The sequence below is a fragment of the Ignavibacteriales bacterium genome, assembly GCA_026390575.1.
Taxonomy (GTDB): Bacteria; Bacteroidota; Ignavibacteria; order UBA10030; family UBA10030; genus Fen-1298.
Genome location: JAPLFR010000006.1, coordinates 275,653 through 301,802 on the forward strand (window position 1 = coordinate 275,653; position 26,150 = coordinate 301,802).

Consider the following 26,150-nt stretch of genomic DNA (forward strand, 5'->3'; position numbering starts at 1 on the left):
ACAAGAAAAAGTGTAGAAAGAATTGATCGATTGGAAATTATATTAGCCTTCACTCTTTACTTCAGGGAAAAATCAGTAATTATGATAAAAGGGTAATCTTCGGAGTTGCGGTAGTACCAGGATTCTATCCCGATTGAAAAACATCGGGATAAATTGGGGCACATAGGAGGGAAGATTTTACGTTGCAGAAAAAATAAAAACCGTCAGCACGTATTTTGCACTGGCGGTTTTTATTCCTTACCTCTTTTGGGAACTTAGAATTCTATATGAACATCAATCAGATGGTTGGCATCAAAGTATTGGACAGGTACGTATGCATAATCAATTCCAATCGGAATACCTGCATACTCCTGTAAATCAATTCCTATGCCAAGTGTAGCATTTTGGAAGATGGATTTCGTTCCAAACATATTCGTGCTATAGAGGTATCCGCCGCGAAGGAAGAGCGATTTCAAGAACGAAATCTCTGCACCCACCCGATATTTGTCAATCCCGTAGTTGTCATTTTCAAAGGCCGCGGAAAGCAGCACACCGTTCTTATCAGTGAGCATCATAGTATATCCCAACCCAATCTGGATAATGGTCGGCATTTGATAACTTGCCGCCTCCACTTTGTACTGAGTCAATCCTCGATGTGAGGTTGGATCATCCGCAGCAACCCATAATCCAGAACCGCCATATTGCATTGCAGTTCCGATATTCTTGACACAGACACCTATACTCAGTCCCTGCAGCCCGGCAAGATTTTGATATTGCACGCCTACATCCATTGCAATACCCGAGGAGCTGACCCTCGCAAAGCTTTCATTGACAATATTCATCGTAACACCAATACCGACATTTTCAGTAAGCAGTTTTGAATATGTCAATCCTAAAGTAAAAAAGGTTGGTGAAAATACTTCCCCGGTACCTTCCGTTTGATCTTCTGTCGTGACATCAATATCACCAAAACTAAATGTTCTTAACGTCAATCCAAGCGATCCCAGACCGGAAAATTTTGTACCAAGCGCGAGATAATTAACACCGATTTCACCTATGTACGATCTATAAGCAAATAATGCGCTTGTGCCTGATCCAAAATCCAAGCCGGCCGGATTCCAATATATCGCGTTTACTCCAGTCACCGTTGAAATAGAAGCTCCAGACACAGCCACCTCTTTTGCACCAAGCGGAATGAGGAGTTCAGGTGCCGCTGACGTTCCCGCTCTATCTTGTGCTTTGACTGCCGAAGGAACTGCAAACAATGCGGTTACCATGAGCACAGCAATGATTAATCTTATTTTCATAACTCACTCCTTGATAATTGTGGAGACACTTCATTCTCAGTATGTTGGTAAAACTTGTTCTTCCTGAACAATCGCCAGCTTCAGGATTTTATTTTTCCCAAGATCCGGCATTTCGATATGGGCGATATACATACCACTTGCTACTGGCAATGCTTTGTCATTCCGAAGATCCCATCTGACAAATTGACCCCGGATGGATGTCGGTGATATCGTTTTCACCAACACTCCTGCCATATTAAATATCCGAATTGTTGCATTTGGGGGAAGATGTGTAAATTGTACCCATTTGTTCAACCGATTGGTTTCTCTCTTATTGACACCATAATAAGGATTCGGAAATACCTTGATATCATCCACCTCTTGTTTTGCTGACGCTGTTTGATTTGTAAGATTCATGAAATCCTGGGTATTAATAATATATTTATCCGCATTGGCCGATGGTGTTAACACAGGCGGGATGTTTGCCCAGATCGTCATTACATCACCGTTGACAAAAAGTGGGTTTGCATCACTAAGCCTTTGTGGCCACATTTCATATATCATATCAAGGTTTCCGGAATTCATCGTCGTCGCTGTATAATCAATATGATGCGTACCACTTACATCCGGCAGAGTGCCATCATAATCGGAGCTTAAAATTCCCAGATATTCCCGATCAGAACCTGCTGCCGTTGTTGGGCCCCAAATATTATCGTGAGCTGCTCTTCCGTTTTGTTCTGCAGCACATACATTTACTTGTCTTGGGAGAGCATTCGGATCCGTGATATCGTACACTTTTCCCGGAAATGTGCCATAAGCAACATATCCATAATTGGGCGAACCACCCCTTAGGTAGATATAACATTTCTGCTGCTGAGCTGGATCATTACTAAAAACAATTTTAATGTTCTTGAGACACTGACTTGGAAGCAGAGAGCTTCCTGAAAAATTCAATCCCAGATCTAATCCATGTCCAAAGGCCTGAAATCCTGCGCTCAAGCCGCCAATATTTAAATTTGCGGTTGGTGTATACGTGACACTATTGATTTCCAGAGTGTTACCGTACAGATACCATGGAATTCCATTGAGCTTCCATTGCAGTCCATCTTTTATTATTGAATTATTCGCAGTTGTAAATCCTCGCTCAATATACAGGACGGAGTCTTTGGTCACATCACGCAATTTCCATTTTACATTTGGTTGATTAACGGAAATAGGATTTGCTGTGGTTTCATCCAAACCATCTGCTAAAGAAGAATCCGTAGCAAAAAATGTCACTTCATATTGATGCCCTGTGAGAAGATCCGGACTCACAACCGTGGGTGATATTCCAAGAGTTGAAACACCCGTCGAATGGTTCACAGGAAGAATTTGACCATGAGTAGATTGAACTACTGTACCAGGGTTCTGTCTATGCGGAATCACCGTATTGACCAAGACTCTGCTTTCCAGATATGAAAATGGGGAAGTAAAGCTTGCATCGTAGCCGTATGCGGTGACGACAAAATAGTATTCCTGTCCGTTGACTAACGGCCGTCGTCTCAGAGCATCCTGTGTAATAGTGAGATAACGCTTGATGCCGTTGTTGGATCCAAACATTTTCGGAACACTGACAACATACCCGCTGTTCGGATCAACTTCATTATTATAGATAACGGTCATAGGATCAGCGAGATCATACGTCACTAATCGTACACCTTCGCTGAGCGCTGAACTGGGAGATGGAAGTTGATAGACATTGTACCCCTCAAACACAAATGTTTTGCTCCGATAATTTTCCAGCTCAGTGTATTTTTGCTCATCTTCTCCCCAATTCAGAGTAATTTGATTATCTGATTCGGTGATGCTGACTTGTGGAGCTAAAGGCGGTGTCGGCAAGTCAAACAATTGGTTCATCGCATATTGAGAGAATGTTGTGTTGTATTTCATCACTTGAACGCTCGAAATATTGTTTGATCCCATTCCCGCAACAAAAGCAACTACTACTTCAGCCGTGTCACGATATTGAATAGTAATTGGACCATGGACACTCAACATTCTACGATCGCCGGACTGTAAATCAATTCCATCAATCCATCCCAATCCTTTCGTTGGATCACCCGGCATACAAAATGGGGTTACAATGTTATTTCTTGTACAGTATGCGGACGATGAATAAAAGGGTGTTCCTGCCGGATATTCCGGACGAGGAATCATTCCCCGCATAAGATTGAACCATTGGTTTGTTCCGGAGAATGTCCCGTCATCAGGATCGCTGATCGGAGAATTTGAAGCAAAGAAACTAAACGCTGTCATCGGTCGTGACAGGTAATATCTATATCCCTTTCTCCATTGGAAACTTACGATCGCGCTGTCAGAAGGGTTGCCGGTATATCCTGCTATGCCCTGTAAAAAGGCATATCCACCTGCTGGAACAGCCAGTCCTCTTGCCTGATACTTATTATCATTGGGCGTTGAATTATAGACATATCCTAAATTGAGCAAAGAGTCACTGCCTACGAAGTCATCACCCGCATCTCCGTTATCAGGATCAGACCATTGAACGACATAAAAACTGTCGATTCGTGCGGTTGCTGGTGTCGCAGGAAGACCTTTATAAATCAGTTTCACATGTTTAAAGATAATGTCATTCAACGGTGTAGATGAAGCGTATGCCCACACCGTCATTTGTTGTTCTATACCTATCGGCGGTGAACCGCCCAATCGTGCCGTAGCAGATGGATCGAGATCATTGCAGACATACCAAATCGTTTTTGTTGCACCGGGAATCCCGGGTTTATGATGCGGATTGTTATAATCATATACCGCGTCATACCGTGTAATTTTTACGGTATCCACGTACCATGGCGCTCCTGATGAGGCAGGCCATTCTATCCAATCGCGAAAATAACTTTCAGCAACCGCCTGGATTTGTGCGGCAGTTGGCGTTCCAACCATAAAAAACGTCGCTGCATCAGAAACAAGATTCGGCCATTTATCCGGTGTCAACCCCGGCGGCATATCACCTCTTACACCATAGGGTCTGACGGAAGCCGGAGTTACAGATTCTGCACCTGTAGTTCTCCCGGATGCATCGGAAAGAATTCTTCCCGGTGATGTTCCATTGAAATAGGTGTTCCCCGTTACGCGAAGCGGATCCGAGGATAAACCATCGCGGACAAAACCGCCGAACACAATTCCTTCCATGTAAATAATACCCACTCCTGACTGTTTCGGATATTCGCCATTCCATGCTTGCTGAATAGTTTGCGGGAACGATCCGTCCCCGTTGACCCAGCTGGTCACGTTATTCGCATTCATCATAGCACTGGATACGAGCGTACTTGTTTTCGCAAGACCCTGGTTTTGCTGATGAGTCTTTTCTTTCGCAGGAGCGGCAAGGAATCCGAACGCAACTGCCCCGATTAACATCATGATCATTTTTCTATGAGACTTCATATCATCGTTCTCCTAAACATTCAAGGACGTTTTGATGTTATAATTCAATTTTTGCACCGACGCGCAATATGCGCGGGATTCCAAAATTCACATACCCATTCTGACGGAATTGGTTTTGATTATTCGCCAGGTTCATCACTTCGTATAGCTGCTGATACGTTGCACCATACGTGCTCACGGTATTTGCGCTTGCAACAGGATCACTCAACCATCCATCATCATATGCATTTCCCGTCCGGTAATAGACATTGGTGACGTTCTTGGTATTCAGCAAATTCTGGACATAGACATACACGTTGAAATTGACAGAGCCAACGGAGAATGATTTGTCTACGCGCAGATCAAGCTGATACACCCATGGTGTGACAGAATTATTAATCGGTTCCAAAGGGAACCTTGAACGGGAATCGGCATCGTTCAGGATGGCACCAAGGTCTGTGCCTTGTTGCCCCCCTGTCCCTGTACTATGAGTATAAGGATGTCCCGAATTGAAGGTGAACAGGAGGTTGAATCCCAAATCTGAAAGAACAGCACCTCCCTCACCCTTACCCCAGCGATAATCCAATGAAATCGATCCGCGATGGGTCTGACTAAAATCCAGAGGCACGACTTGACTTGGCATGACTTCGCCGCCTGTCACATTCAGCAGACCGGCAGCACTGTTTGCAAATGAATTCGTTCCTCGAGAATCTTGCAGCGTATAATTCAACTGCGCCTGTATCCGATGGATTCTCCTGATCCGTAGACTCAATTCCATTCCCATGACACTTTGAAAATCACCGTTTGCATACGCATAGTGAGATGGCGTTGTTGAATTTGTCGGTTGAGCATTCCATACCATCTGTAATTGTCCGGTGATGTCCTTATAGAATCCCGTTATGTCGAAAGCAGAGACATCACTAAATTGTTGCGAAAAACCAACTTCATATTGGGTTGTCCTGGAAGGTTCGATATTGTATCCGACAACATTTGTGAAGTACCTTGTATTTTGGAAAATATACACAGTCGCTGCTCGTCCTCTATACATATTATAGAGCGGTGGTGCTTCTACATATTTTCCGTATTGCAGATGAAAGACTGTTCTGTCTGACGCAGGAAACGAGAATCCTAAACGCGGTTCGAGGTATGAAAATGCTTTTCCGGTTGTTGGATTATCGAATGTGTAATTTTGAGCATCGTATCCAAAATCAGCAATATTCGAAGCTGACCAACCCTTGATATCCATAACATCCGCGCGCAATCCGGCAGTGATGATCAGGTCGGATAATTCAAGCCGATCTTGTATATACGCGCTTAAAAATGTCGGATGCTTCGGTCCATCCAGACCGCTGCTCATTGGATTACCAAATTCATCAAAACCATAATTATTGACTTGACTGTTTGCACGCAGCATACGGGCGAACAATACGGGATCTCGTGCTAAGTCGGGATTCGTAAGGACATTCGTGTAGATCGTTGTCGGATCAAGATCAAAATGAGAGATCGTCCAGTATTGATACGAACTGCCCATTTTGAATTCATGTTTGCCCATAATCGAGGTCAGCGCAACAGATCCCTCCAACTTTTGGTTTTGGTCTTTATTATAGGACTGAGCAAAGTTGGTAACGACGGGATATCCCGGGCGGTAGAAAACGAAACCATTAAAATTATAATTCTGCGGGGGTGACGTAAGCGTTGCATATTGCCAGCCATATGCGGCCGCAGCAATACTATCCTGATATTGGATCAGGTTGTCCTTAAACGTTGGATCATACCCTTTTTGTCTTTGATCTACATAATTGATACTTGCTTCTGCAATAGAATTTTTTGAGAGTGCATAATTCACTTTCCCATTGAAAAGAAAATTGGTGTTGTCTGCAACCGGATATCGATCTAAGCAAAACATGTATCGTTGCTGGTTATTATTTGAATTCTTCGACCATGTAAAAGCACTTGCCAGTCTGACCTGGAGAGGTTTAAAATCCAGCAGGACTGTTCCATTGACCGAATATCGATTGTTGATCCGCCCCCGGACATTTCCATTTTCCCAGTTCATGAGCGCCGAATCGCCGGCTTGTCCGCCGCTTGTGCCATTATCATACAGGTATCCAAAATTAGCACCCTCGTAGAACCAAATATTGTTTTGGTCGCGCGCAAACTGATTTTCAAATGCACCGAATACTTTTATTTTTTCTCCAAAGAGTGGGGTACCTACTGTTAGCACATAATCGGAATATCCATAGGAGTATGTTCCTAAAAACTTTTTGCCGGGATAATTTCCGAAATTATCAGTTTCTGCCTGCAAGACGATTTTGAGATCGGAACCGGCAGTTTTAAATGTCTGTGCCACAATACCGGCACTCGCGCCGCCAAATTCAGCTCCGAAGCCGCCGGATTGAACGGATACTTCTTCCAATGCTTCTGGAATCGTCGTAATGAGATTGCCGCTGATATTCGCGCGGACGGTCGTTCCAACAACATCTCTTGTATCGGCACCTTCGATTTGATAACCGGTTTCCTCGTTACGACTGCCCCTCATATACACAGTGCCGTTTTGAACAACAACACCGGGCTGTATTGAGAAGTACCCTTGCACACCCCTCAAAGGAAGTTTTTCTAATTCTTCGGAGACCTGTGTTCGCACAGCATTCGCAGCGCTCTTTTCAATCAGCGGCCTTTCAGCAACGATTGTTATCGATTGAACCTGCACTGAAGTATTCGACAAGGCGAACTCGACACTTCGAGTAATACCCCCGACAACCTTTACCCCCGTTAACGTTTTGGTTTGATAACCGATGTATGATGCTCTGATATCATACGTGCCCGCCGGTACATTGAGGATGGTAAAACTGCCATCTAAATCCGTCGAGGCGCCAATGGCGGTTCCTTCCAAAGAGATGTTTGCACCAACCAACGGTTCTTTTGTCTCTTCATCAGTTATTTTACCGGCAATTTTTCCATACTGGCCATAAAGAACTGTTGAGCCTAGAAAGGATAGGAAAAATATTATTACACATCGTTTCATACAATCCTCCTTTTTCCTTAGTCTTCTTTATAAACTTTAACTTGCAGTGTGTTTCCCTGTTTGTTCCCAAACAGAACGACAGAACTACGTCCTTCTGCTAAAGCAACTCGTGCAGCCAGAGTATCTCTGTACACGTTGTACACCGAGAACCGCGGGGAATTGGCAATATCTATTTGGTAATACGTAGTAGCAGTCCCAAATCCGATGGCGCTCTGCAAAATGTCGGCTGTTGCAGCTACCGTATCAATAAATTTAAATGAAACGCTTGCTGCCGTAGTGTCATGTGACAAGTTGATAAATCGAACAAGCGCGGCTTGAGGAATGTATGTTTGCGTACCAGGATATGTACGTCTTTCAAATATAAAATTGTAAGTGCGAATTGTATCTCCGTTTAAAGGATCGTACACCGCGAAGACAGAATATTTCGAATCATGCGCTAACGCTGTCGTGAGTGTGTCTACACGAGTGCTATAGGTAAATACAAAATTCCGGACACCTGTGGCTAAACTTAGATAATCCGATGCTACTCCATAGCCGACACTGGCGACGGTTCCCCCGTCAACATTCACATTCATCGTTCCGAGATTCGCAAGGTTGACAAATTTTGTTGATGTACGCAGATCCACTGTGGGTATTGTGCCGCTGCTCGTATCGATACAACCGCTTATAGTAACACTTAAGACAATACTCCATAACAGCATCAATCCATACTTCAGGAATAATTTCATATTTCCTCCATAGCAGTAATGGCATGACAGATTTTGTTTTAATGTACTTTCTGATTGAAGAGAAGAATGGTTTTCCATCAACGAAATTTTGAGTTTCATTCTGATTGTATCTTCTTCAGTATATAAAAAAATATCTGCTGCAGATTAATTTCTTGGTCGCTCAGTAGTCCTAAGAAGGAGGTGGCCTACGTTGTGAACGTCTCAAGTGCCGCAGCAGATATTCTCTTTCATCGATTTCATTGCATTCGGTTTTATATGAGGATACTGATCCTTCTGAGACCACCTCATCGTCATTCTGAGTGCAATATACTAAGTCATGTATCTGTCAAACAATTCATTTGGGATGGATCCTTTTTCTCGTGTGATGAACTGCCATTTTTTAGTGATAAACTGTTTTTCTATCGAGGTTCTTTCACTTCGGCTAAAACTGCCTGATCTACATCCCTAAAAACGAAGGAACCTTGTTTCACTTTGTTTTCGTAATACCATGCACAAACAAGTTTTGTTTTGCAGCAGCTATTGAATTCCGCTTCCCGCTTCACAGCAAATGTTCCTCTGGCATCACCGATGTTGCAGAGTGCCCAGGCTGCAGCCGTTTTTAATTTAAAATTATCGCTTTGTCTCAGCAGTGCCATGAGTGGAATAACTGCCTGTGAAGATTTGAGATCGCCCAGCATCAAGGCACAGCTGTACCGTAAGCCTTCGTTCGTAGAGTTCAATCCTACAAGAAGATTCTCTTCTATCAGCGCTTGATCGGCCTTTGCCGGCAGTACCGGATCTTCCGCAAACACACGTGTCACCGCAATGGACAGCAATACGGTGATGGTTAACGCACATTTTGTTTTCATACATACCTCCTGTGATGAATTGGTATACTATTCATCTCCTCCAGCAGCAACGTACGTATGGAAAAATTGATTTGAAACAAGAATGGGATGAAGTGTAAGGACTAAGTGATGAGGTTAATATTTCTGAAGATAAACTGCCGCAGGTTTATTGAATAAGAAGTATCTTGGTTAAGAGTTTTTCCAGTCTGCTATTGATATACTTTCACTAATGATGAATCTCGTTCATGGAAGTTTATACGGAATTGGTTTCATAGAATTTCTGTTTGACACTTACATTCGTTAGACTATCTGGTTGAGAATCTGCTCAACGTTTTCGCGATAGCCCCGGCTGGAAAAAATCTTGGTATTACCACTGAGCAGAATCATATACGTACCGTTGAAATACGAACGCAACTCTTTGATCGATTGGATATTGACAATGGTTGAGCGATGAATACGGAAAAATTGTTTTGGATTCAGCCGTTCTTCCAACTGATTCATTTTAATGCGCAGCAAATGTTTTACTGTTCCCGCATGCAACGTTACATAATTTCCTTCCGCCTGGATCCAATCGATGGATGTGGTCTCCACAAAATAAATACGTCCATTATTTTTAATGGTGAGTCTATCGAGTGACCCTGCCGGCTGAAGATCCTTTTTCTGTTGTTCAATCAATTGAATGATTGAATCCAATCTTGAATCAGTTTCCTGCCTCCGGCGCTGACGAATGCGATCTGCAACCCGCTCTATCGCTTCACGGATATTGAATTCATTGATTGGTTTCAATACATAATCTGCTGCTTGCACTTTAAACGCATCCAAAGCATATTTTTCATACGCTGTGACAAAAACAATGCAGGGATCCCCTTTCTCCATCAACCGCTGAGCGAGTTCCATTCCATTTAATCGCGGCATTTCAATATCAAGAAAAATAAGATCCGGACGAATTTTGGAAAGCATTTCTATTGCTTCTTCACCATTCGAACACTCGCCAATCACTTCTACATCCGATACTTCTTCCAACGCCCGTCGCATTGCCCGACGCGCCAAAGCCTCATCATCCACGATTGCCACACGGATCGTTTTGGCATCCTCTTTTCTCGTAGGTCCTTTTGCTACGGACAACTGTTCTGCAGAGGGAGGAGAAATATTTTCATGAAATCCATTCATCCGGAATCCCTATTAATCATTCATACCTCTTCTTCCTAAGGCATACGTTCAACAAAAAACCGTAAAAGGATAAATGCCCCGATGGAGAGCACGGCCAGGAGAAACAAAATAACAATGATTCTCTGCGGTTTTCTCCGCTGATGAGTTTCCTTGCTATCGGTTTGTTCCCTCTGTTCACCAAGAGTGCCTGCGTTCATATAATCTCCTTCAATAAATTGCTTCCAACGAGTACAATGAATCTGGTGGGTACTCGTTCGAAGCTGTGATCGATGTACTACATTCCGAACCAATAGGATAATTTCAGCATAAGAATATTATCCGGCTTTACCTGGAACATTCGATCCATCGAATTACCAAACTGAAAATCACCAAAATACTGATCATCAGCCCTGCTTTGTGTCCACACAAGGTACAATGTTGATCCCGGCAAATATTCCCAGCGAAGCACTGCATTACCCTGAAACGCGATATAGTTGAAATCCCGGTTTCCAGAAAAGGCATAGGGAGTAAATTCAAAAGACTTGGGTCGTGCCAGTGATTTATAATCGGTGTATTTTCCTGTGGTAATATACGGCTGGATATATACTTGAAAGCTCAATTTCGGCGTCATAATCCAATCCGCGCGGATATCTGTTGACAACGTGTATCGATTAAGACGGGCAAAGAGATAACTTTTACCAAATGTCTCCACAGCAATCGGATCTTCAACAACCGTATAATATTGAGCGCGATTGATTTCCTCTGTGAATGTCGGCGCAATGGAAACAGTTAACGTTGTACTCGCTTTCAATTCCAGGGAAGCATAAATCGTTTTCGTATCTGACGCGTCCCCAGTTTTCACCATTCCGTAGAGGGAAACGACCCACCACTCACGATTGTCCGTATAGAAATTTGCACTGACCTGACTACTGACGGGATTCAATGTCAAGGGACCGCCGCGCGTGAGACGGGCATTATATGATTCCGGATTATAGGTTAATGAAATGTTCCCGCCATAAAATGACGGAAGCGTAAGATATCCCTGCAGCAAAAATCCTTGAACTGTTTTATTTCCTCCAAAATCATAATTGAGGTATGTGGCAGCACTGACTCCAGTATTGAGATAATACTTGGTCGGTGTGTTCCATCGGTACCCCGTAACAACGTGTGCATTAATCAGATCACTGAATGCACTGCTCCCAAGATCGTTGAGCTCAAACTTCGGACTAATGAACCCAACCGTTGTATTGAATGTCCAGCGGCCGCGGTTCTTATTTACTGCAAACCGTCCGGCGTACCCTGATAACGATGTTGCCGAACTATCCACGCCAAGATAACTTACATCCGGACGTTGGAAATAGTGTCCCGAGCTTCGCTGAAGTGCAATCATCCGATCTGTACTTCCTGAAACGCGCGAGGATGCGGCCCAACCTGTGAACACATACGTTCTCTCCTTATCCAGGAATGTCCATCCATCAGCGGCAAGCACAAGCGCATTGCTGTTCGTATTCTCACGAAGCGCATTGTCGTCATAAAAACGTCCTGTGTACGTAGCGAGTACTCCCACTCCTTGTTCACCGCCATGAAAATCTCTCTGAGCACGGGCAACCCCGTAGTACGTCATCGGTTCAATTTCAAGATTTGATTTCTGGCCATTGTCATTAACCTCTGCATGTTCTCTCTTGGTGAGTGCATGCACAGTTCCCACTTTCCAATCTTCGCCTAACGCACCTGAGATCTTTCCGGCTCCGAGTATCCGCGTACTATTCGGAAAATCTATATAATAATTACTTGCCGGATCATTTCCATTGACGGAACGTTGGGGTGAACGACCGATTCTGCGGCTATAGAAAATATTCGGATCAGTCCAATTGAATGCGTACGAATTATTTGCTCCTCCCTGTCCAAACTGGAAGATGCCGACTCCTTCTGTGAAAAATGGCCGCTTCTCCTCATAGATTGTCTCAACGTCCGTTAGATTTACGTTTGCTGGATCAAGTTCTACCTGGCAGAAATCCGGATTCATTGTTCCGTTTAATGACAAGCTGCTGCCGAGGCCGGCTTTGAGATCAATGCCCGCACTGGGTATATACCGCTCCATCCGGTTGAATGGATCATGAGCACTTGTTCCAATACGGTCAGCTCTCCCTGTGACATAGGGCAGCACTTCTAATCGTGTCGGAGGTGTAATGCCTTCCAGTCCAACAAGATTGGGAAATCGCGATGTGAATCCGCTCTCATTCCGCGGCGTAAAGGCAATCATATCCGTCTCATTCCTGCGGCTGATGAATCGCTCTACATCGACTCCCCACACCTGAGAGCTTGCCTCCTTAAACCGAAGCTGGGAAAAAGGGATTTTCATCTCAATTGTCCAGCCATCCGGATCCAAGTGCGCAACTCCTTCCCATACAGCATCCCATGTCAAATCATTGGGCTGCTTGACATCATTTTCAATAATACCGTCAGCAAGTGTTCCAGCAGCAGACACATAGAAATAATATCCGTTCCGGAGATCATGGTGCGTATCAAAATAGAGCACGCATCCATCTGAAGGATCTCCCCAAATAAAATCTCTTCGAACAAGGCGTGCCATTATGGAATCCGGGCATGTGTCCTTATATTTGGCGGCGAAGTATATGGCTTCATTATCATAAGCGAACCATACTTCACTTTGCTGCGATGGAGCAGTGAATTGATCCGGTTCCTGCTGTACCAATCCTGTAAAACCTGGCCTTTGCCAAACTGCTTCTGTCAGCTTGCCATCGGTTTTCATCTGTTCATGAGTTCGAACCGTCTCAATATTTATATCTTTGGTGTGAATAATTTCCGAGTATGCCAATGATGCTAATGCTATCGGCATACACATCATAAACAACCCTCTTATCATAGTATTTCCTTTATCGAACTTGGAAAATTATCGTTTGGCTAGATATACGCATCAATCAGTCAAAAAGAGGCGGAAAATCGATAAACGGATAAATGAATCGCTGGACGGTAGATTAAAATCTTAGGTTTTTTTTGCCTTATTCACTTCACACATCTCTTCAGCAATACTTGTTGTCCTACTTTATTACCGCCTACCGACTATAATAACCATTCATCCCATAAGACTTTACAATCTGACAAGAAAATCAGACATTGTATCACTATTATAGAGAATGGATGAAAACACGATTTTTCAATACGCTGCCTACACTTCAAAATTTAACCTTCTGGCATTTCCATATTGGCGGATGGCTGCTGTTCTGGTGCGGTGATGTAATTATGATTTGGTTGCAGCGAATTCACCCCGGTGAGATATTTGCTCAGGCATTAGATGCGCCTATTGCATTTCTTTTAGGAATTATTCTGCGACAGGCTTATCTTCGTGTTGATTACAAGAAGCTGTCAATCCTTGGGTTGCTTGCGTTGGTAATCTATTGGTCCATCATTTTCACAATCCTCTGGGATGTCGCGATGGCCACAACTCGATATCATTTAATAGGTCATGAAATAATCCTTCAAATGGCGCATTGGAAATTTGCAATTCCTTGGTTAATCCAAATTATGCCAATTTGGTTTGGATGGAGTACACTTTATTTCGCAATGAAGTACTGGAGGGATTGGGATGCGGAAAAAAAGAGGGGTCGAAAAGCTATATCATTAGCACAGAAAGCGCAATTACAAATGCTTCGTTATCAGGTCAATCCTCATTTCCTTTTCAACGCTTTGAATTCGGTCCGGGCTCTCATCGATGAAGACAAGAAGAATGCAAAGGGAATGATCACAGAGCTTTCCGAATTTCTCCGCTACTCGCTTGTTACTCGAGATCATACTGAAGTAACCCTTCAACATGAATTAGAAGCAATCCGGCATTATCTTTCTATTGAAAAAAAACGCTTTGAAGATAAACTCGATGTCTCGTTTGATATTGATGAACATGCTCAGGATTATCCGATCTTAAGCTTTCTTATCCATCCATTCGTTGAGAATGCAATCAAGTATGGGATGAAGACGAGCCCTATGCCGTTGCGCATTCGCATCCAGGCTTCCACGTCAAATGGAACTTTGCGTGTCGTCATCGCAAATTCAGGTGCGTGGTGCGAAGCTGCGACTGAAGCTGAACGAAAGTCTAATGGAACAGGTACAGGCTTGGAAAATGTGAGGGCGCGGTTAGAAAATGCTTATCCAAAGAACTACCGGCTCATAACTCAGGAATGCGAAGGATGGGTAGAAGCTATACTGGAAATTCATCCTTCAACGGCAGAAGGGTGATGCCATGAAACTTTTCCCTAAACGTATACGCGACATTTCTTTTTGGTATTATCATACAATCGGCATGGTATTATATGGCAGTCTGCAGATAGCACTCAATATCGTTTGGTCTGGCTGGCAATGGCCCGCACTATTAAGCATCTCCATACAACTACTTGCAATGTACGTACTCTTTCTTGGATTACGGAAGTACTATAGCAGGATTCCATTTCAGACTTTACATCTGTTTCCTCTGATCGCACGAATTGTTATCGCGTCGTTTATTTTTACAATGATCTGGATATTATTCTGGGGAGGGATCGAATATTCAATCTTTGGGGAAAAGCTTATTAAATACATCAGCAGCACTCTGCGGATTACGGCTCGCATCGCGTATTCATTCCCTCTCTTTCTTGGGTGGAGTGCATTATTTTTTGGTATTAAAGCGTGGCGTGACTGGTTAAACGAACGGGAACAGACAGAACACGCCATAGAAAAGGCACAACATGCCCAGCTCCAGATGCTTCGCTATCAACTCAATCCGCATTTCTTATTTAATGCGTTGAATTCCGTTCGTGCCCTCGTGGACGAAGATACTCGCAGTGCTAAGACGATGATCACGGAATTATCCGAATTCCTCCGCTACTCGCTTGTCAGTAGAAATAAACCAATCGTAACTCTCAAAGATGAACTCGATGCGATACGGCTCTACCTTTCTATTGAACAGCAGAGGTACGAAGATAAATTGCAGGTTCATTACGAAATCGACGAACACACGGAGGATCTTCCTGTTCCAAGTTTCCTTATCCATCCGCTTGTGGAAGATGCACTTCGGGACGGGATGCAGACTAGCACGATGCCGCTTCGTTTGGAGATCACATCAACACTCCATGATGGTATGATGAAGATCTCCGTCAACCATTCCGGATCACATGTACCAATAAATGGAAATGGATCCGTCGAATCGGGCTTGGAACAAGTAGAGGCGCGATTAAAAGAATTGTTCCCTGGACAATTCCATCTTTCATCCCGCCAACAGAATAATCAGGCTCAGAGTATTCTTGAATTAGTAATCACTAACGGAGTGAACTATGAAGAAAAAATTGCGAGCCTTGCTCATTGACGACGAGCGCCTGGCTCGAAACGACCTCCGGTCTCTGCTCTCTGAATATGATTCGATCGAAGTTATTGGTGAAGCGGACAGCGTTCAAAAAGCAATCGAAGTGATTACTGCAGAAGATCCAGACCTGCTCTTTCTGGACATTCAGATGCCGGGTGAATCTGGTTTCGACCTCTTAGAGAAGATTGATCTCCAGGCTCATGTTATTTTCGTTACAGCGTTCGATGAATATGCCATTCGCGCATTTGAAGTAGATGCCATCGATTACTTATTAAAACCAGTCAACCCCGAACGATTAAAAACCGCTATCGAGCGGCTTAATCGAGAAAAAGCGTATTCCCCGAATAAGCAGCGCATTCTGGATTACGACGATGCCATGCTGCTCTCCCTGAATTCTCATTTGAAGTTTCTCCGCGTCAATTCGATTGTCTCTATCCAATCGGCAGGAGATTATTCCGAGATTATCACAAGCGAAGGGAAAAAGGGATTGATACAAAAATCTATGACAGAGTGGGAACAACGCCTGCCGGAAAAATATTTCTGCCGTATCCACCGTTCCACCATCGTCAATATCGAATTCGTAACAAAGATCGATGAGTGGTTCGGTAATTCCTATCAGGTCCACCTCAAGGGGATCGAAACACCTCTCACCATGAGTCGGCGGTATGCAGCGCTGCTGAAGCAGAAGAAAAGTTAAGAATAAAGTGAGGGACAATTTCGATCAACAATAATCGTCCTCGGGGAGTCATTGTAATAATTGAATTGCCCGTTATCTGAAGTCAGCCCCAAAACAGCGATAGAGACCATGGAGTGGTACGTTCTTGCGAGATATGTATCTGTTTTATCTGGGGAGAGCAAGAGTCTCAGGTTTAATGGGTGTGATTGTTAGTGCAGGTCCTCTTCATCACTCACCCAACAGCTTAACAAATTGATAATAATTCCTTCATCGTTAGGAAACGTCCATTCTCTATTTTGTGTGTGACAAAAACGAGAAGAATAACAGAATGGAGGAAAATATGAAACAATGGTTAGTAAACAATATCCTCTCGACCGACAATATGCAGATGTTCGAATCCGGTCCTATCGGCGATAAGGAATTCACAACCTCAATAACAATGGTAGGCATCGCCCTCGCACTCTTTGGGATTGTTGTGCGAGTGCTTGGTGCATAACATTCATCCCTGAAAATGACTGCAAAAAAGAAAATCCCGCACGAGCCTTTTCTTTTTCAACTTATCTTCGACCTCTTTGGTTCGGACGAAACGCAAGAGGTTGAAGTTCAAGAGATGACCAATAGGGAATTTTATTTCTTTATATTCGTAGTGGCGATTGCAATGTTCATCCTTAATTATTTCGTTAAAGTATGTACAACTTACAATATGAAATCATTATTTCTTGATTAATAAAACTCAATTCATATCAATCACAATTATATAAAGGAACAAATTTTTATGAAGAAGATGCTAGCAGTTTCTATGGTTCTCATTCTTCTTGGATTATCCACAGCCGTTGGCCAGGGAAAATTCAGCGGTTACATGTTCGGGGATTACTATTATAATGTATCCCGGGATGCAGGTATCCCGAGCTCGAACATCGCCAGCCCGGCTGGAACGACCGCATTTCAAGCCTTCCAATTACGCCGTATGTATTTCACGTATGACAACGATATCTCAGAACAATTCACCACACGCTTCCGTCTTGAAGCCGATCAAGCAGCAAACGCAAGTAATGGAAAGATCGGTACATTTGTCAAAGATGCGTACATAAAGTGGAAGAATATTTTCTCCGGCAGCGATTTAGTCTTTGGTATTCAGCCGCCTCCTGCGTACGAAGTCTCCGAAGCAGCATGGGGATATCGCTCACTCGAAAAAACTATTATGGATTTGCGGGGAATCGTTTCTTCCCGCGATCAGGGCATCTCTCTTCATGGAAAAATCACAAATGACGGCATGTTCAATTACTGGGTTATGTTTGCAAATAACAGTGCGAACAGTCCGGAAACCGATAAATACAAACGATACTATGCACACATCCATATAAAGCCCACTGTAAATTTCCAGGGCACTCTGTACGTCGACTATAAAGATGCGGCCGATATACTCAATAGTTACACCAAGAGTACCGTCAGCAACAGCGCCGTAACAACTGCGTTGTTTCTTGGCTACAGTGAGCCGTTCAGTTATAACATCGGCGTCGAAGCCTTCTTACAATCTGCCTCCAACTCGCTTAAAGACACAGTTGCAAAGTCCTATTCGACAAAATCCACTATGGGTTTCTCTGTGTTTGGTTCCTACAACATCCTGCCTGAGCTTGCAATTGTTGTTCGATATGATAATTTCAATCCGAGCACTGATGACAAGGGAAAAGATCCTGTTGCAGTAACCGCGAGTGTCGCAAATGGAAATTTATCCCGCAATTATATTATTGCCGGATTGTCATGGAAAGTCGACAAGAACGTTGCGATTATGCCGAACGTTTTGTATGAGACCTATGAAGCGCAAGTCGGACACGGTACGCCGGATCCATCGATTACCGCAAGAATTACGTTGTTCTATACTTTCTTGTGAGAATACTTAACAATTTGATAATATTAACTTAACAGAATCCGTGACATTCTTTTACTAAATTTATATCACTAATTTTAAAGACAATGAGGATAATGAGAATGAAAAACTTGAATTTTATAATCTATACGACAATCGGACTGCTGCTACTCAGCGGCTGCGCGAGGAAAAGTAACGATGCAAATTCCCTGCAAATTAAAGGTTCGGATACGATGGTGAACCTCGGTCAGGCCTGGGCTGAAGAATTTATGAAGCAGAACCCGGGTATGTCGATAGCCGTAACCGGCGGTGGATCAGGGACGGGAATTTCTGCTATGGTGAATAATACTTGCGACATTGCAGAAGTATCGCGTGAGATGAAAGAAAGCGAAATCACACTCATCGCATCAAAAGGAGAAGCTCCAAAGAAAATCATTGTTGCTCTCGATGGCCTTGCTGTTATAGTAAACCCTGCAAATATAATTTCAGAATTGACCATTGACCAGCTCGCTGATATATTTACAGGAAAGATCAAGAACTGGAAAGAACTTGGCGGGCGCGATGCAAAGATTGTTCTCCTGTCGCGCGAAGTGAATTCCGGTACCCATGTGTACTTTAAAGAGCATGTCCTTCGTCACGGAAAAGCAGACGGCAAGGAGGAATTTGCCGCAGAAGCGTTGCTGCTTTCAAGCTCGCAAGCTATCGCTGACGAAGTATCACAAAACCAGGACGCAATCGGGTATTACGGGATGGGCTATATCACTGTAAAAGAAAAAGCCCTGAAGATAGCTAAGGATAAAAACTCACCCTATGAAGCTCCGACGATGGAAAATGTAATAAGCGGCGCATATCCTATCTCGCGCCCGCTCCTCATGTACACGAAAGGCGAACCCAAGGGACTTGCAAAGACATTTATCGATTATGTGCTTTCGCCGGCAGGACAGCAAGTTGTCAAGAAGCTGGATTTTGTCCCTGTGCAACCGTTGGAACAGAGCAAGTAAAATAAATGCAGTTGCGAAAAATAAAAGAGTTCTTCATTGAGCGGACGATCTTCCTGAGCGGCATGATGTCTATCGTCATTGTCGCTTTGATCTTTGCATTTCTGCTGAAGGAAGGACTCTCTATTTTCTGGAGAGTTCCGATATCGGACTTTTTATTCGCACGCAATTGGTATCCGATTTCTGATCCGCCGCAATTCGGAATTTTACCGCTGATCATCGGTTCCATACTCGTAACAGCCGGCGCGGGAATTATTTCAATCCCAATCGGAATTGCCAGTGCGCTCTTCATCGCAGAAATTGCACCGCGCAAAACAAAAGAAGTGCTGAAGGCAGGCATTGAACTTCTTGCCGCCATTCCTTCTGTTGTGATCGGTTTCATTGGCATGATAACACTTGGTCCGTTCATTAAAGAGCTCTTCAATCTTTCCACCGGACTCACGGCACTCTCCGGTTCCATCACGCTCGCTTTTATGGCTATGCCGACAATTGTTTCGATTGCCGAAGATGCCATCACTGCTGTTCCGCGCCAGTACCGTGAAGCTGCAATCGCGATGGGTGCAACAAAATGGCAGACGACATGGCGCATCGTCGCATACGCAGCGCGCCCCGGTATGGTTGCAGCGGTTATGCTCGGTATCGGCCGTGTGATCGGCGAAACGATGGCGGTCATGATGGTGACAGGAAATGCGGCGCTCATTCCGCACAGTATTCTTCAACCTGTCCGCACGTTAACGGCAACCGTTGCTGCGGAAATGGGTGAGACAGTACAGGGCGGTGAGCATTATGCAGCTCTCTTCGCTATCGGTATTGTCTTGTTCATTATTACATTTCTGATCAACGGCGTAGCGGACATTTATCTTCACAAAACAAAAAAATAATAATTCCAGAATGAACAGATGAACGTTCAGCTTAAACAAAAAATTGCATTTAGTATTCTCTTCCTCTGCACACTGTTAGTCGTAGTGCCTGTGTTGATCATTCTTGTCATCATTTTCGTCAAAGGAGCAAGTGCGTTAAGTTTAAGTTTTCTATTTGAGATGCCCACAAGCGGAATGACCGCAGGCGGAATTTTCCCGGCAATTTTAGGAACACTGTATCTGGTTCTGGGGGCAATAATTTTTGCTGTGCCGCTCGGAGTTCTCTCTGCAATCTACCTTGTCGAGTATTCTCACGATAATGCATTAAGCCGCATAGTGAAACTGGCGATTGTGAATCTTGCCGGTGTGCCATCGGTTGTGTACGGTCTTTTCGGATTAGGCATCTTTGTTCTTTTTTTAGGATTTGGCGCCTCCATCCTTTCTGGCTCGCTGACACTCGGCATTATGATTCTGCCGGTGATTATCACTTCATCACGCGAAGCATTGGAAAGTGTTCCTCAATCTTTCCGCATAGTCAGCTTGTCGCTCGGAGCAAGCAAATGGCAAACAATTCGTCATTCCGTACTGCCGCATGCGCTGCCTGGAATTCTCACCGGAACTATACTTGGCCTCGGCCGCGCTGCGGGCGAAACGGCTCCTATTCTTTTCACCGTCGCTGCGTTCTATCTTCCAAAACTGCCCCAATCTGTGTTCGACCAAACAATGGCGCTTCCGTACCATTTGTATGTCATCTCGACGCAAGTGCCGGGCATTCCGGAAAACGTTCGCTATGGAACTGCTCTTGTTTTACTGTTGCTCGTGCTTGTACTCAATCTTGCCGCCATCATCCTCAGGTATCAATTTAGAAAGCGAAAAAGATGGTAGAGGCAAAGACGATAAAAATATCGATTCAAAATTTATCAATTCATTTCGGAAATGTACCCGCACTCAAGAATTTGAATCTTGATATTTACAACAATGAGATTTTTACAATCATTGGCCCGGCAAATTCCGGCAAGTCATCATTATTGCAGTCGCTGAATCGTCTCAACGATCTCAATACAACGTACCGGAAAAGCGGGAAAATTGTCATGGATGGCAAAGACATCGATGACCTTGAGGTAGAATCACTTCGCACACGAGTCAGCATCGTCTTCGCTTTGCCATTTCCACTTCCATTGTCGATTTTTGACAACATTGCGTATGGACCGCGGATGCACGGACTTAAAAACAAAACAAAGCTCACAGAAATTGTTGAGAAAGGTCTGCGTGAAGCATATTTATGGGATGAGGTGAAAGACAGGCTTCACATTCCAGCGATGAATCTTTCCGGCGGACAGCAGCAGCGTCTTTGCATCGCCAGAATCCTTGCGGTAGAGCCGGAAGTCATTATGTTTGACGAGCCGACATCCGGGCTTGATCCGATTTCGACTGCACGAGTTGAAGAAACCTTGCGAATACTAAAAGAACGCTATACGATTATCCTTGTCACCAACAATGTTGCGCAGGCGGCACGCGTAGGAGATCGAACGGCGTTTCTTCTGATGGGGGAATTGATCGAACTGAATGAAACTAAACGCCTTTTCACCATGGCGCAAGATAAACGCACCGATGATTATCTTACCGGGAAATTCGGATGAGTATAGATACACCAATCATAGAAGCGCGTCATCTAAATTTATTTTATGGAAATTTTCAGGCACTTGTCGATATTGACATCGAGATCGAGCAACAGCATATCACCGCTTTGATCGGGCCTTCCGGCTGCGGTAAATCGACTCTTGTGCGGGTCTTCAATCGAATGAACGATTTAATCGAAGGAGTTCGGGTCACCGGAGAGGTAGTGATTCAGGGGGAAAATATTTTTTCTCCGGAAACAGACTTGATTGCATTACGAAGAAAAGTGGGGATGGTGTTCCAACGGCCGAATCCTTTTCCGTTGTCCGTGCGGGATAATCTTACATTCGGCCTTGAGATTCATCGCGAGCACTCAAAAAAGGACCATACCAATATTATTGAACAATCGTTAAAAGATGTACTTCTGTGGGATGACTTGAAAGATCGTCTCGATCAATCTGCGCTGCGCCTTTCGCTGGAACAACAGCAGCGTTTGTGTATTGCGCGGGTCCTGGCAATGAAACCGCAAATCATTCTTATGGATGAGCCATGTTCAGCACTCGATCCTATTGCAACATTGAGGATTGAAGAACTGATGCAAGAATTAAAAAGGAATTATACAATCGTCATTGTCACGCACAATATGCAGCAAGCCGCCCGTGCCAGCGATTATACCGCATTTCTCTATATTGGCAAATTGATAGAATTTGGCGAAACAAAACGCGTTTTTTCTGCCCCGAAAGAAAAGCAAACGGAAGATTATCTTACTGGAAGATTTGGATAAAAGGAGATACCGCTATGGAACGACATTTTCAAAAAGAATTAGAAAGCCTGAAGACATCGCTGATTAAAATGGGAAGTGTGGTGGAGGAAAATATTGCGATAGCAATTCGTTCAGTGATGGAGAGTAATCAAGAACTGGCACTCAAGGTCATCGAATCAGACACACGAGTCGATGCGCTTGAAATCGAAATCGATAATGCGATCGTTGATTTACTGGCTCTGCAACAGCCTGTGGCGAGCGACTTGAGATTTATTCTTGCCGCACTCAAAATCAACAACGACTTGGAACGTATTGGCGACCATGCAGTGAACATTGCTCAGGCTGCTCAAGTACTCTCTTCGCTCCCCAATGTCGAGCTCCTGGACGAAATTCCCAAAATGGTAGAAATCACAAGGACAATGTTAAAAGATGCAATCGACAGCTTCATCCTTCTTGATCCTGTGAAAGCACGTATTGTTTTAAAAACAGATGATCAGATCGACGACCTCAATCGAATAGTTATACGAAAAGTCATCGAATTGCTGAAGAACAATAAACAGACTGCTGAATGCGGATTGGAATTGAGCCTGGTGAGCAGGAACTTAGAACGCGTGGCAGATTTGGCAACCAACATTGCTGAAGAAGTCATTTTCCATACGCAGGCACGCGTTGTGAAACATCATGCTGACGAGAAAGAGCGTTCAGCAACGGACAAATGAAGCGCGCGACTTGAAGACTATTTTTTCTGAAAATATTTGCCGCGATAATAGTCGGTGTTAATAGTTTATTCTTTCGATGAATCTGATAGCGGTGGTTTTGCGGAAGCTGCATCTATTTGTTTTTTCACCTTTGCATAAAGGTCACCATATAATTTTTCTGCACACTCGGGACAGACACCGTGACTAAATTGGGCTTGTGAGTGCGCCTGAATATATCCTTCAAGTTGCGTCCAATACCCTTTGTCATCGCGTATTTTCTTACAATTAGAACAGATGGGAACGAGTCCGCTCAAGACCTTAATATCTGCTGCGGCATCTTGCAGCTTTGTAATCAACCGTTCGCGTTCAGCTATTTCAGACGCAAGCTCCTGTGTTCTCTCGTCGACCATATGCCGAAGTTTTCGTTCATTCGCACGCAATTGATGTACTTTGAAAAGATACGCGCTTGTACCAAACATGATAAGGCTTACAGCACAGAGACTATAGAACCATGAGGTTTGCCAGAATGGAGGAATAATATCGATCCTCAGCGAAGTGCCCTCAGTATTCCAAATTCCATCATTATTAGAAGCTTTGACTTTGAATGTGTATTCGCCCGGATCGAGATTCGTATAGGTAACATATCGCCGAGCGGCATTTGTATAATTCCATTCTTTCTCAAAACCTTCCATGATATATGCATACTGGTTTTTTTCAGGATACGTGTAATTGATGGCGTTAAATGAAAATGAAAAGACCGACTGGTCCCAGGTCAGTTTAATTTCTTTTGCTTCACTGATGTGTGTTTGAAATTGGGAGCTGGGTCCACCATAAACCACTGGTTTGTTAAATATTTGAAAATCAGTGACATACACCGGAGGGACAAGGTCATTATCTTTCAGGCTGTCAGGATAAAAGGAGTTGAAACCGTCATATCCGCCAAAATAGATTTCCCCGCGACGAGTTTTAAGAAATGATTGCTCAAGAAATTCGTTCGCGACTAAACCATCCCCTTTCGAATAGTTCCTCACCTTCTGAGTCTTTCGATCCAATCTGCTGATACCATAATTGGTGGAAATCCAGAGGTTGCCATTATTATCTCCGATAATCGCTTTTATTTGGTTGTTTGGTAAACCGTCGACCATTGTAAATGTTTTTATAATTGTCCCATCAGGCTTACAATAGTATATCCCCGAAGTATTACTACCGACCCACAAATTACCGTCCCTATCCCTCCAGAATGCCTGGATATCATTGTCACGGAAATTATATACTTTAAATGAATGAGTCTTTTTATCATAACGGTTGAGTCCGTCACTCGTACAGATCCACATATTTTTTTCAGCGTCTTCAACACATTGCCAAATCTTGTCACTACTAATCGCTTGGGGATTAGCGTGGCCCGGTTTGAATCGTTTAACTACTCCAATTTTTTTATCAAAGAGATCGATTCCTCCTTGCAAAACCCCCAACCAAAGTATGTTCTCATGATCTATCGTAAAGTGCCAAATGGTTCTGCCAGAGATGCTCGATGGATTGTTTTTCTGAGGAAGATATCGAAAAAACCGCCCTGTTTTTCTGTCATACCGGTTCAGCCCCGCATCCCAAGTCGATATCCACATATCATGATCTTTATCTTCAGCGATACATCGTATGATGTTCCCGCTCAAGCTGTACGGATTTGAAGGATCGTTTTTGTGTGCCGTAAAAATACCTGTCTTCGGATTGTAAACATTCACTCCGCCGCCATCGGTGCCAATCCAAATCAAGCCTTGATGATCCTCATAAAAACAACCAGTAAAATTGTATGACAATGATCTGGAACTATTACTATTATGCGTAAAGACTTTAAAATTCTTCTTTTTGGGATTATAATAATTGATTCCTCCGCCTGAAGTACCTACCCATAAAATTCCTTCCCTATCTCTATGGAAACACCAAATGCCGTCGTTATTAAGACTATGATCATTTGTCTCATCATGCACGATATATTCAAATGTCTTCGATACTTTGTCAAAACGGTTTATTCCTCCCTGATCGACTGCTAACAATAAATGGCGGTCATCTTCCGGTACAATGTAAAGAATGAGATCTTGATTGGGACCTTTACCATTTTTTTGTGATCTGAATTGTTCAAATGTATTGGCGGCCGGATCATACGAAATGAATCCGCTGGCATCCGTTGTAATCCATATTTTATCCTGATGATCGATGTATACGCTCTTATAACAAATAGTGCCGAAATTAATAGAAGGATCATCATATTTTTTAAATTTTCCAGACTCAGGATCGAAACGACGGATGCCCCGGCTCAGTGAGACGACCCAGAGGTATCCCTTTGAATCAAATGCCATCATCTTGGATGGGAAGGATAAAGCCTCCTTCTTGCTCTCAAATGGATATCGCACAAAGCTTTGAGTTGCGGGGATCCATTTGTTCAGGCAATCCGCATCGGTGAGAATCCAAAGGTTTCCTTTTTTGTCCTGGATGATACTGGCAATGTAATTGCCGTTTATACTAGTTGTATCGGTAGAATTATTTTTAAATCCCTTAAAATTATCTTTTGCAGGATCGTATAAGTTTAATCCATCAAGAGTACCAAACCATAGATTTTTTTCCCGGTCTTCATAAATACATTTTACATAATTATTGCTGATTGTTTCCGGCTGCTGGTCATCGTGTCGGTATCTTATAAACTGATAGCTATCATATTTGTCAAGGCCGGCATCGGTGCCCACCCAGAGATATTCTTTACTATCTCTAAAGATGCACCATATTCGGTTATCTGACAAGCCGTCGCGGGCGGTGAGATAATCAAATCTCATTGAATTGCTTTGCGAAAAAGTACTTCCTGTACCGCAAAACAATCCCAGACAGACAAAAACGATGCTTATGGCTTGTATTCTT

20 protein-coding genes are annotated in these 26,150 nt (G+C 43.6%); 11 read left to right on the top strand and 9 right to left on the bottom strand.

Going from position 1 to position 26,150, the window contains the following annotated elements:
• Positions 1 to 254 precede the first annotated feature (254 nt).
• From NTX44_04845 to NTX44_04880, 8 genes are all read right to left on the bottom strand, one after another.
• Complete coding sequence (locus tag NTX44_04845; protein MCX6120923.1) at positions 255 to 1,286, bottom strand: PorV/PorQ family protein; 1,032 nt, start codon at positions 1,284 to 1,286, stop codon at positions 255 to 257.
• A gap of 36 nt (positions 1,287 to 1,322) precedes the next feature.
• Entirely contained in the window at positions 1,323 to 4,703 is a 3,381-nt protein-coding gene (locus NTX44_04850) for a T9SS type A sorting domain-containing protein (protein MCX6120924.1), read from the bottom strand.
• A gap of 37 nt (positions 4,704 to 4,740) precedes the next feature.
• The gene (locus tag NTX44_04855; protein ID MCX6120925.1) at positions 4,741 to 7,707 is read right to left on the bottom strand and encodes a TonB-dependent receptor; all 2,967 of its coding nucleotides are present in this window, start codon (positions 7,705 to 7,707) and stop codon (positions 4,741 to 4,743) included.
• Positions 7,708 to 7,724: 17 nt separating this feature from the next.
• Positions 7,725 to 8,534, bottom strand: a complete 810-nt coding sequence (locus NTX44_04860) for a hypothetical protein (protein MCX6120926.1) — start codon at positions 8,532 to 8,534, stop codon at positions 7,725 to 7,727.
• Positions 8,535 to 8,833: 299 nt separating this feature from the next.
• Positions 8,834 to 9,283, bottom strand: a complete 450-nt coding sequence (locus NTX44_04865) for a hypothetical protein (GenBank protein ID MCX6120927.1) — start codon at positions 9,281 to 9,283, stop codon at positions 8,834 to 8,836.
• Between the two features lie 279 nt (positions 9,284 to 9,562).
• Positions 9,563 to 10,432: a LytTR family DNA-binding domain-containing protein gene (locus NTX44_04870; GenBank protein ID MCX6120928.1), complete on the bottom strand. Its 870-nt coding sequence runs from the start codon at positions 10,430 to 10,432 to the stop codon at positions 9,563 to 9,565.
• Between the two features lie 35 nt (positions 10,433 to 10,467).
• A complete protein-coding gene (locus NTX44_04875) occupies positions 10,468 to 10,629 on the bottom strand; it encodes a hypothetical protein (GenBank protein ID MCX6120929.1) in 162 nt (53 codons plus the stop codon).
• 77 nt (positions 10,630 to 10,706) lie between these two features.
• Positions 10,707 to 13,298, bottom strand: a complete 2,592-nt coding sequence (locus NTX44_04880; protein ID MCX6120930.1) for a DUF5916 domain-containing protein — start codon at positions 13,296 to 13,298, stop codon at positions 10,707 to 10,709.
• 275 nt (positions 13,299 to 13,573) lie between these two features.
• Between NTX44_04880 and NTX44_04885 the strand changes: the two genes are divergently transcribed.
• From NTX44_04885 to phoU, 11 genes are all read left to right on the top strand, one after another.
• Complete coding sequence (locus NTX44_04885) at positions 13,574 to 14,665, top strand: histidine kinase (GenBank protein ID MCX6120931.1); 1,092 nt, start codon at positions 13,574 to 13,576, stop codon at positions 14,663 to 14,665.
• Between the two features lie 4 nt (positions 14,666 to 14,669).
• A complete protein-coding gene (locus NTX44_04890) occupies positions 14,670 to 15,767 on the top strand; it encodes a histidine kinase (GenBank protein MCX6120932.1) in 1,098 nt (365 codons plus the stop codon).
• Positions 15,736 to 16,461, top strand: coding sequence for a LytTR family DNA-binding domain-containing protein (locus NTX44_04895; GenBank protein ID MCX6120933.1), 726 nt, complete (start codon positions 15,736 to 15,738; stop codon positions 16,459 to 16,461). The genes NTX44_04890 and NTX44_04895 overlap by 32 nt, the downstream gene beginning before the upstream one ends.
• A gap of 319 nt (positions 16,462 to 16,780) precedes the next feature.
• Positions 16,781 to 16,936, top strand: a complete 156-nt coding sequence (locus tag NTX44_04900) for a hypothetical protein (protein ID MCX6120934.1) — start codon at positions 16,781 to 16,783, stop codon at positions 16,934 to 16,936.
• Between the two features lie 279 nt (positions 16,937 to 17,215).
• The gene (locus NTX44_04905) at positions 17,216 to 18,331 is read left to right on the top strand and encodes a hypothetical protein (protein ID MCX6120935.1); all 1,116 of its coding nucleotides are present in this window, start codon (positions 17,216 to 17,218) and stop codon (positions 18,329 to 18,331) included.
• A 98-nt stretch (positions 18,332 to 18,429) separates the two neighbouring features.
• Positions 18,430 to 19,308, top strand: coding sequence for a phosphate ABC transporter substrate-binding protein (locus NTX44_04910; GenBank protein ID MCX6120936.1), 879 nt, complete (start codon positions 18,430 to 18,432; stop codon positions 19,306 to 19,308).
• Between the two features lie 5 nt (positions 19,309 to 19,313).
• Positions 19,314 to 20,186, top strand: coding sequence for a phosphate ABC transporter permease subunit PstC (pstC, locus tag NTX44_04915; GenBank protein ID MCX6120937.1), 873 nt, complete (start codon positions 19,314 to 19,316; stop codon positions 20,184 to 20,186).
• Positions 20,187 to 20,204: 18 nt separating this feature from the next.
• Positions 20,205 to 21,050, top strand: a complete 846-nt coding sequence (gene pstA / locus NTX44_04920) for a phosphate ABC transporter permease PstA (protein ID MCX6120938.1) — start codon at positions 20,205 to 20,207, stop codon at positions 21,048 to 21,050.
• Positions 21,044 to 21,805, top strand: coding sequence for a phosphate ABC transporter ATP-binding protein (locus NTX44_04925; protein MCX6120939.1), 762 nt, complete (start codon positions 21,044 to 21,046; stop codon positions 21,803 to 21,805). Before pstA ends, NTX44_04925 begins: the two co-directional genes overlap by 7 nt.
• On the top strand, positions 21,802 to 22,566 hold the full coding sequence (pstB, locus tag NTX44_04930) for a phosphate ABC transporter ATP-binding protein PstB (protein ID MCX6120940.1): 765 nt from the start codon (positions 21,802 to 21,804) through the stop codon (positions 22,564 to 22,566). The genes NTX44_04925 and pstB overlap by 4 nt, the downstream gene beginning before the upstream one ends.
• A 14-nt stretch (positions 22,567 to 22,580) precedes the next feature.
• Complete coding sequence (gene phoU / locus NTX44_04935; protein MCX6120941.1) at positions 22,581 to 23,264, top strand: phosphate signaling complex protein PhoU; 684 nt, start codon at positions 22,581 to 22,583, stop codon at positions 23,262 to 23,264.
• 65 nt (positions 23,265 to 23,329) lie between these two features.
• Here the strand turns inward: phoU and NTX44_04940 are convergent, their stop codons facing one another.
• Positions 23,330 to 26,068 (bottom strand): triple tyrosine motif-containing protein, encoded by a 2,739-nt coding sequence (locus tag NTX44_04940; protein ID MCX6120942.1) that lies wholly within the window; start codon positions 26,066 to 26,068, stop codon positions 23,330 to 23,332.
• Between the last annotated feature and the right edge of the window lie 82 nt (positions 26,069 to 26,150).

What these genes read in the sequence shown, in the direction of transcription:
- NTX44_04875 (MCX6120929.1), bottom strand. Translation starts at nt 10,629, where the DNA reads ATGAACGCAGGCACTCTTGGTGAACAGAGGGAACAAACCGATAGCAAG.
- NTX44_04860 (MCX6120926.1), bottom strand. Translation starts at nt 8,534, where the DNA reads ATGAAACTCAAAATTTCGTTGATGGAAAACCATTCTTCTCTTCAATCA.
- pstC (MCX6120937.1), top strand. Translation starts at nt 19,314, where the DNA reads ATGCAGTTGCGAAAAATAAAAGAGTTCTTCATTGAGCGGACGATCTTC.
- NTX44_04940 (MCX6120942.1), bottom strand. Translation starts at nt 26,068, where the DNA reads ATGAGATTTGATTATCTCACCGCCCGCGACGGCTTGTCAGATAACCGA.
- NTX44_04925 (MCX6120939.1), top strand. Translation starts at nt 21,044, where the DNA reads ATGGTAGAGGCAAAGACGATAAAAATATCGATTCAAAATTTATCAATT.
- pstA (MCX6120938.1), top strand. Translation starts at nt 20,205, where the DNA reads ATGAACGTTCAGCTTAAACAAAAAATTGCATTTAGTATTCTCTTCCTC.
- NTX44_04890 (MCX6120932.1), top strand. Translation starts at nt 14,670, where the DNA reads ATGAAACTTTTCCCTAAACGTATACGCGACATTTCTTTTTGGTATTAT.
- NTX44_04865 (MCX6120927.1), bottom strand. Translation starts at nt 9,283, where the DNA reads ATGAAAACAAAATGTGCGTTAACCATCACCGTATTGCTGTCCATTGCG.
- NTX44_04885 (MCX6120931.1), top strand. Translation starts at nt 13,574, where the DNA reads ATGAAAACACGATTTTTCAATACGCTGCCTACACTTCAAAATTTAACC.
- NTX44_04910 (MCX6120936.1), top strand. Translation starts at nt 18,430, where the DNA reads ATGAAAAACTTGAATTTTATAATCTATACGACAATCGGACTGCTGCTA.
- NTX44_04870 (MCX6120928.1), bottom strand. Translation starts at nt 10,432, where the DNA reads ATGAATGGATTTCATGAAAATATTTCTCCTCCCTCTGCAGAACAGTTG.
- pstB (MCX6120940.1), top strand. Translation starts at nt 21,802, where the DNA reads ATGAGTATAGATACACCAATCATAGAAGCGCGTCATCTAAATTTATTT.
- NTX44_04880 (MCX6120930.1), bottom strand. Translation starts at nt 13,298, where the DNA reads ATGATAAGAGGGTTGTTTATGATGTGTATGCCGATAGCATTAGCATCA.
- NTX44_04855 (MCX6120925.1), bottom strand. Translation starts at nt 7,707, where the DNA reads ATGAAACGATGTGTAATAATATTTTTCCTATCCTTTCTAGGCTCAACA.
- NTX44_04895 (MCX6120933.1), top strand. Translation starts at nt 15,736, where the DNA reads ATGAAGAAAAAATTGCGAGCCTTGCTCATTGACGACGAGCGCCTGGCT.
- NTX44_04845 (MCX6120923.1), bottom strand. Translation starts at nt 1,286, where the DNA reads ATGAAAATAAGATTAATCATTGCTGTGCTCATGGTAACCGCATTGTTT.
- NTX44_04900 (MCX6120934.1), top strand. Translation starts at nt 16,781, where the DNA reads ATGAAACAATGGTTAGTAAACAATATCCTCTCGACCGACAATATGCAG.
- NTX44_04905 (MCX6120935.1), top strand. Translation starts at nt 17,216, where the DNA reads ATGAAGAAGATGCTAGCAGTTTCTATGGTTCTCATTCTTCTTGGATTA.
- phoU (MCX6120941.1), top strand. Translation starts at nt 22,581, where the DNA reads ATGGAACGACATTTTCAAAAAGAATTAGAAAGCCTGAAGACATCGCTG.
- NTX44_04850 (MCX6120924.1), bottom strand. Translation starts at nt 4,703, where the DNA reads ATGAAGTCTCATAGAAAAATGATCATGATGTTAATCGGGGCAGTTGCG.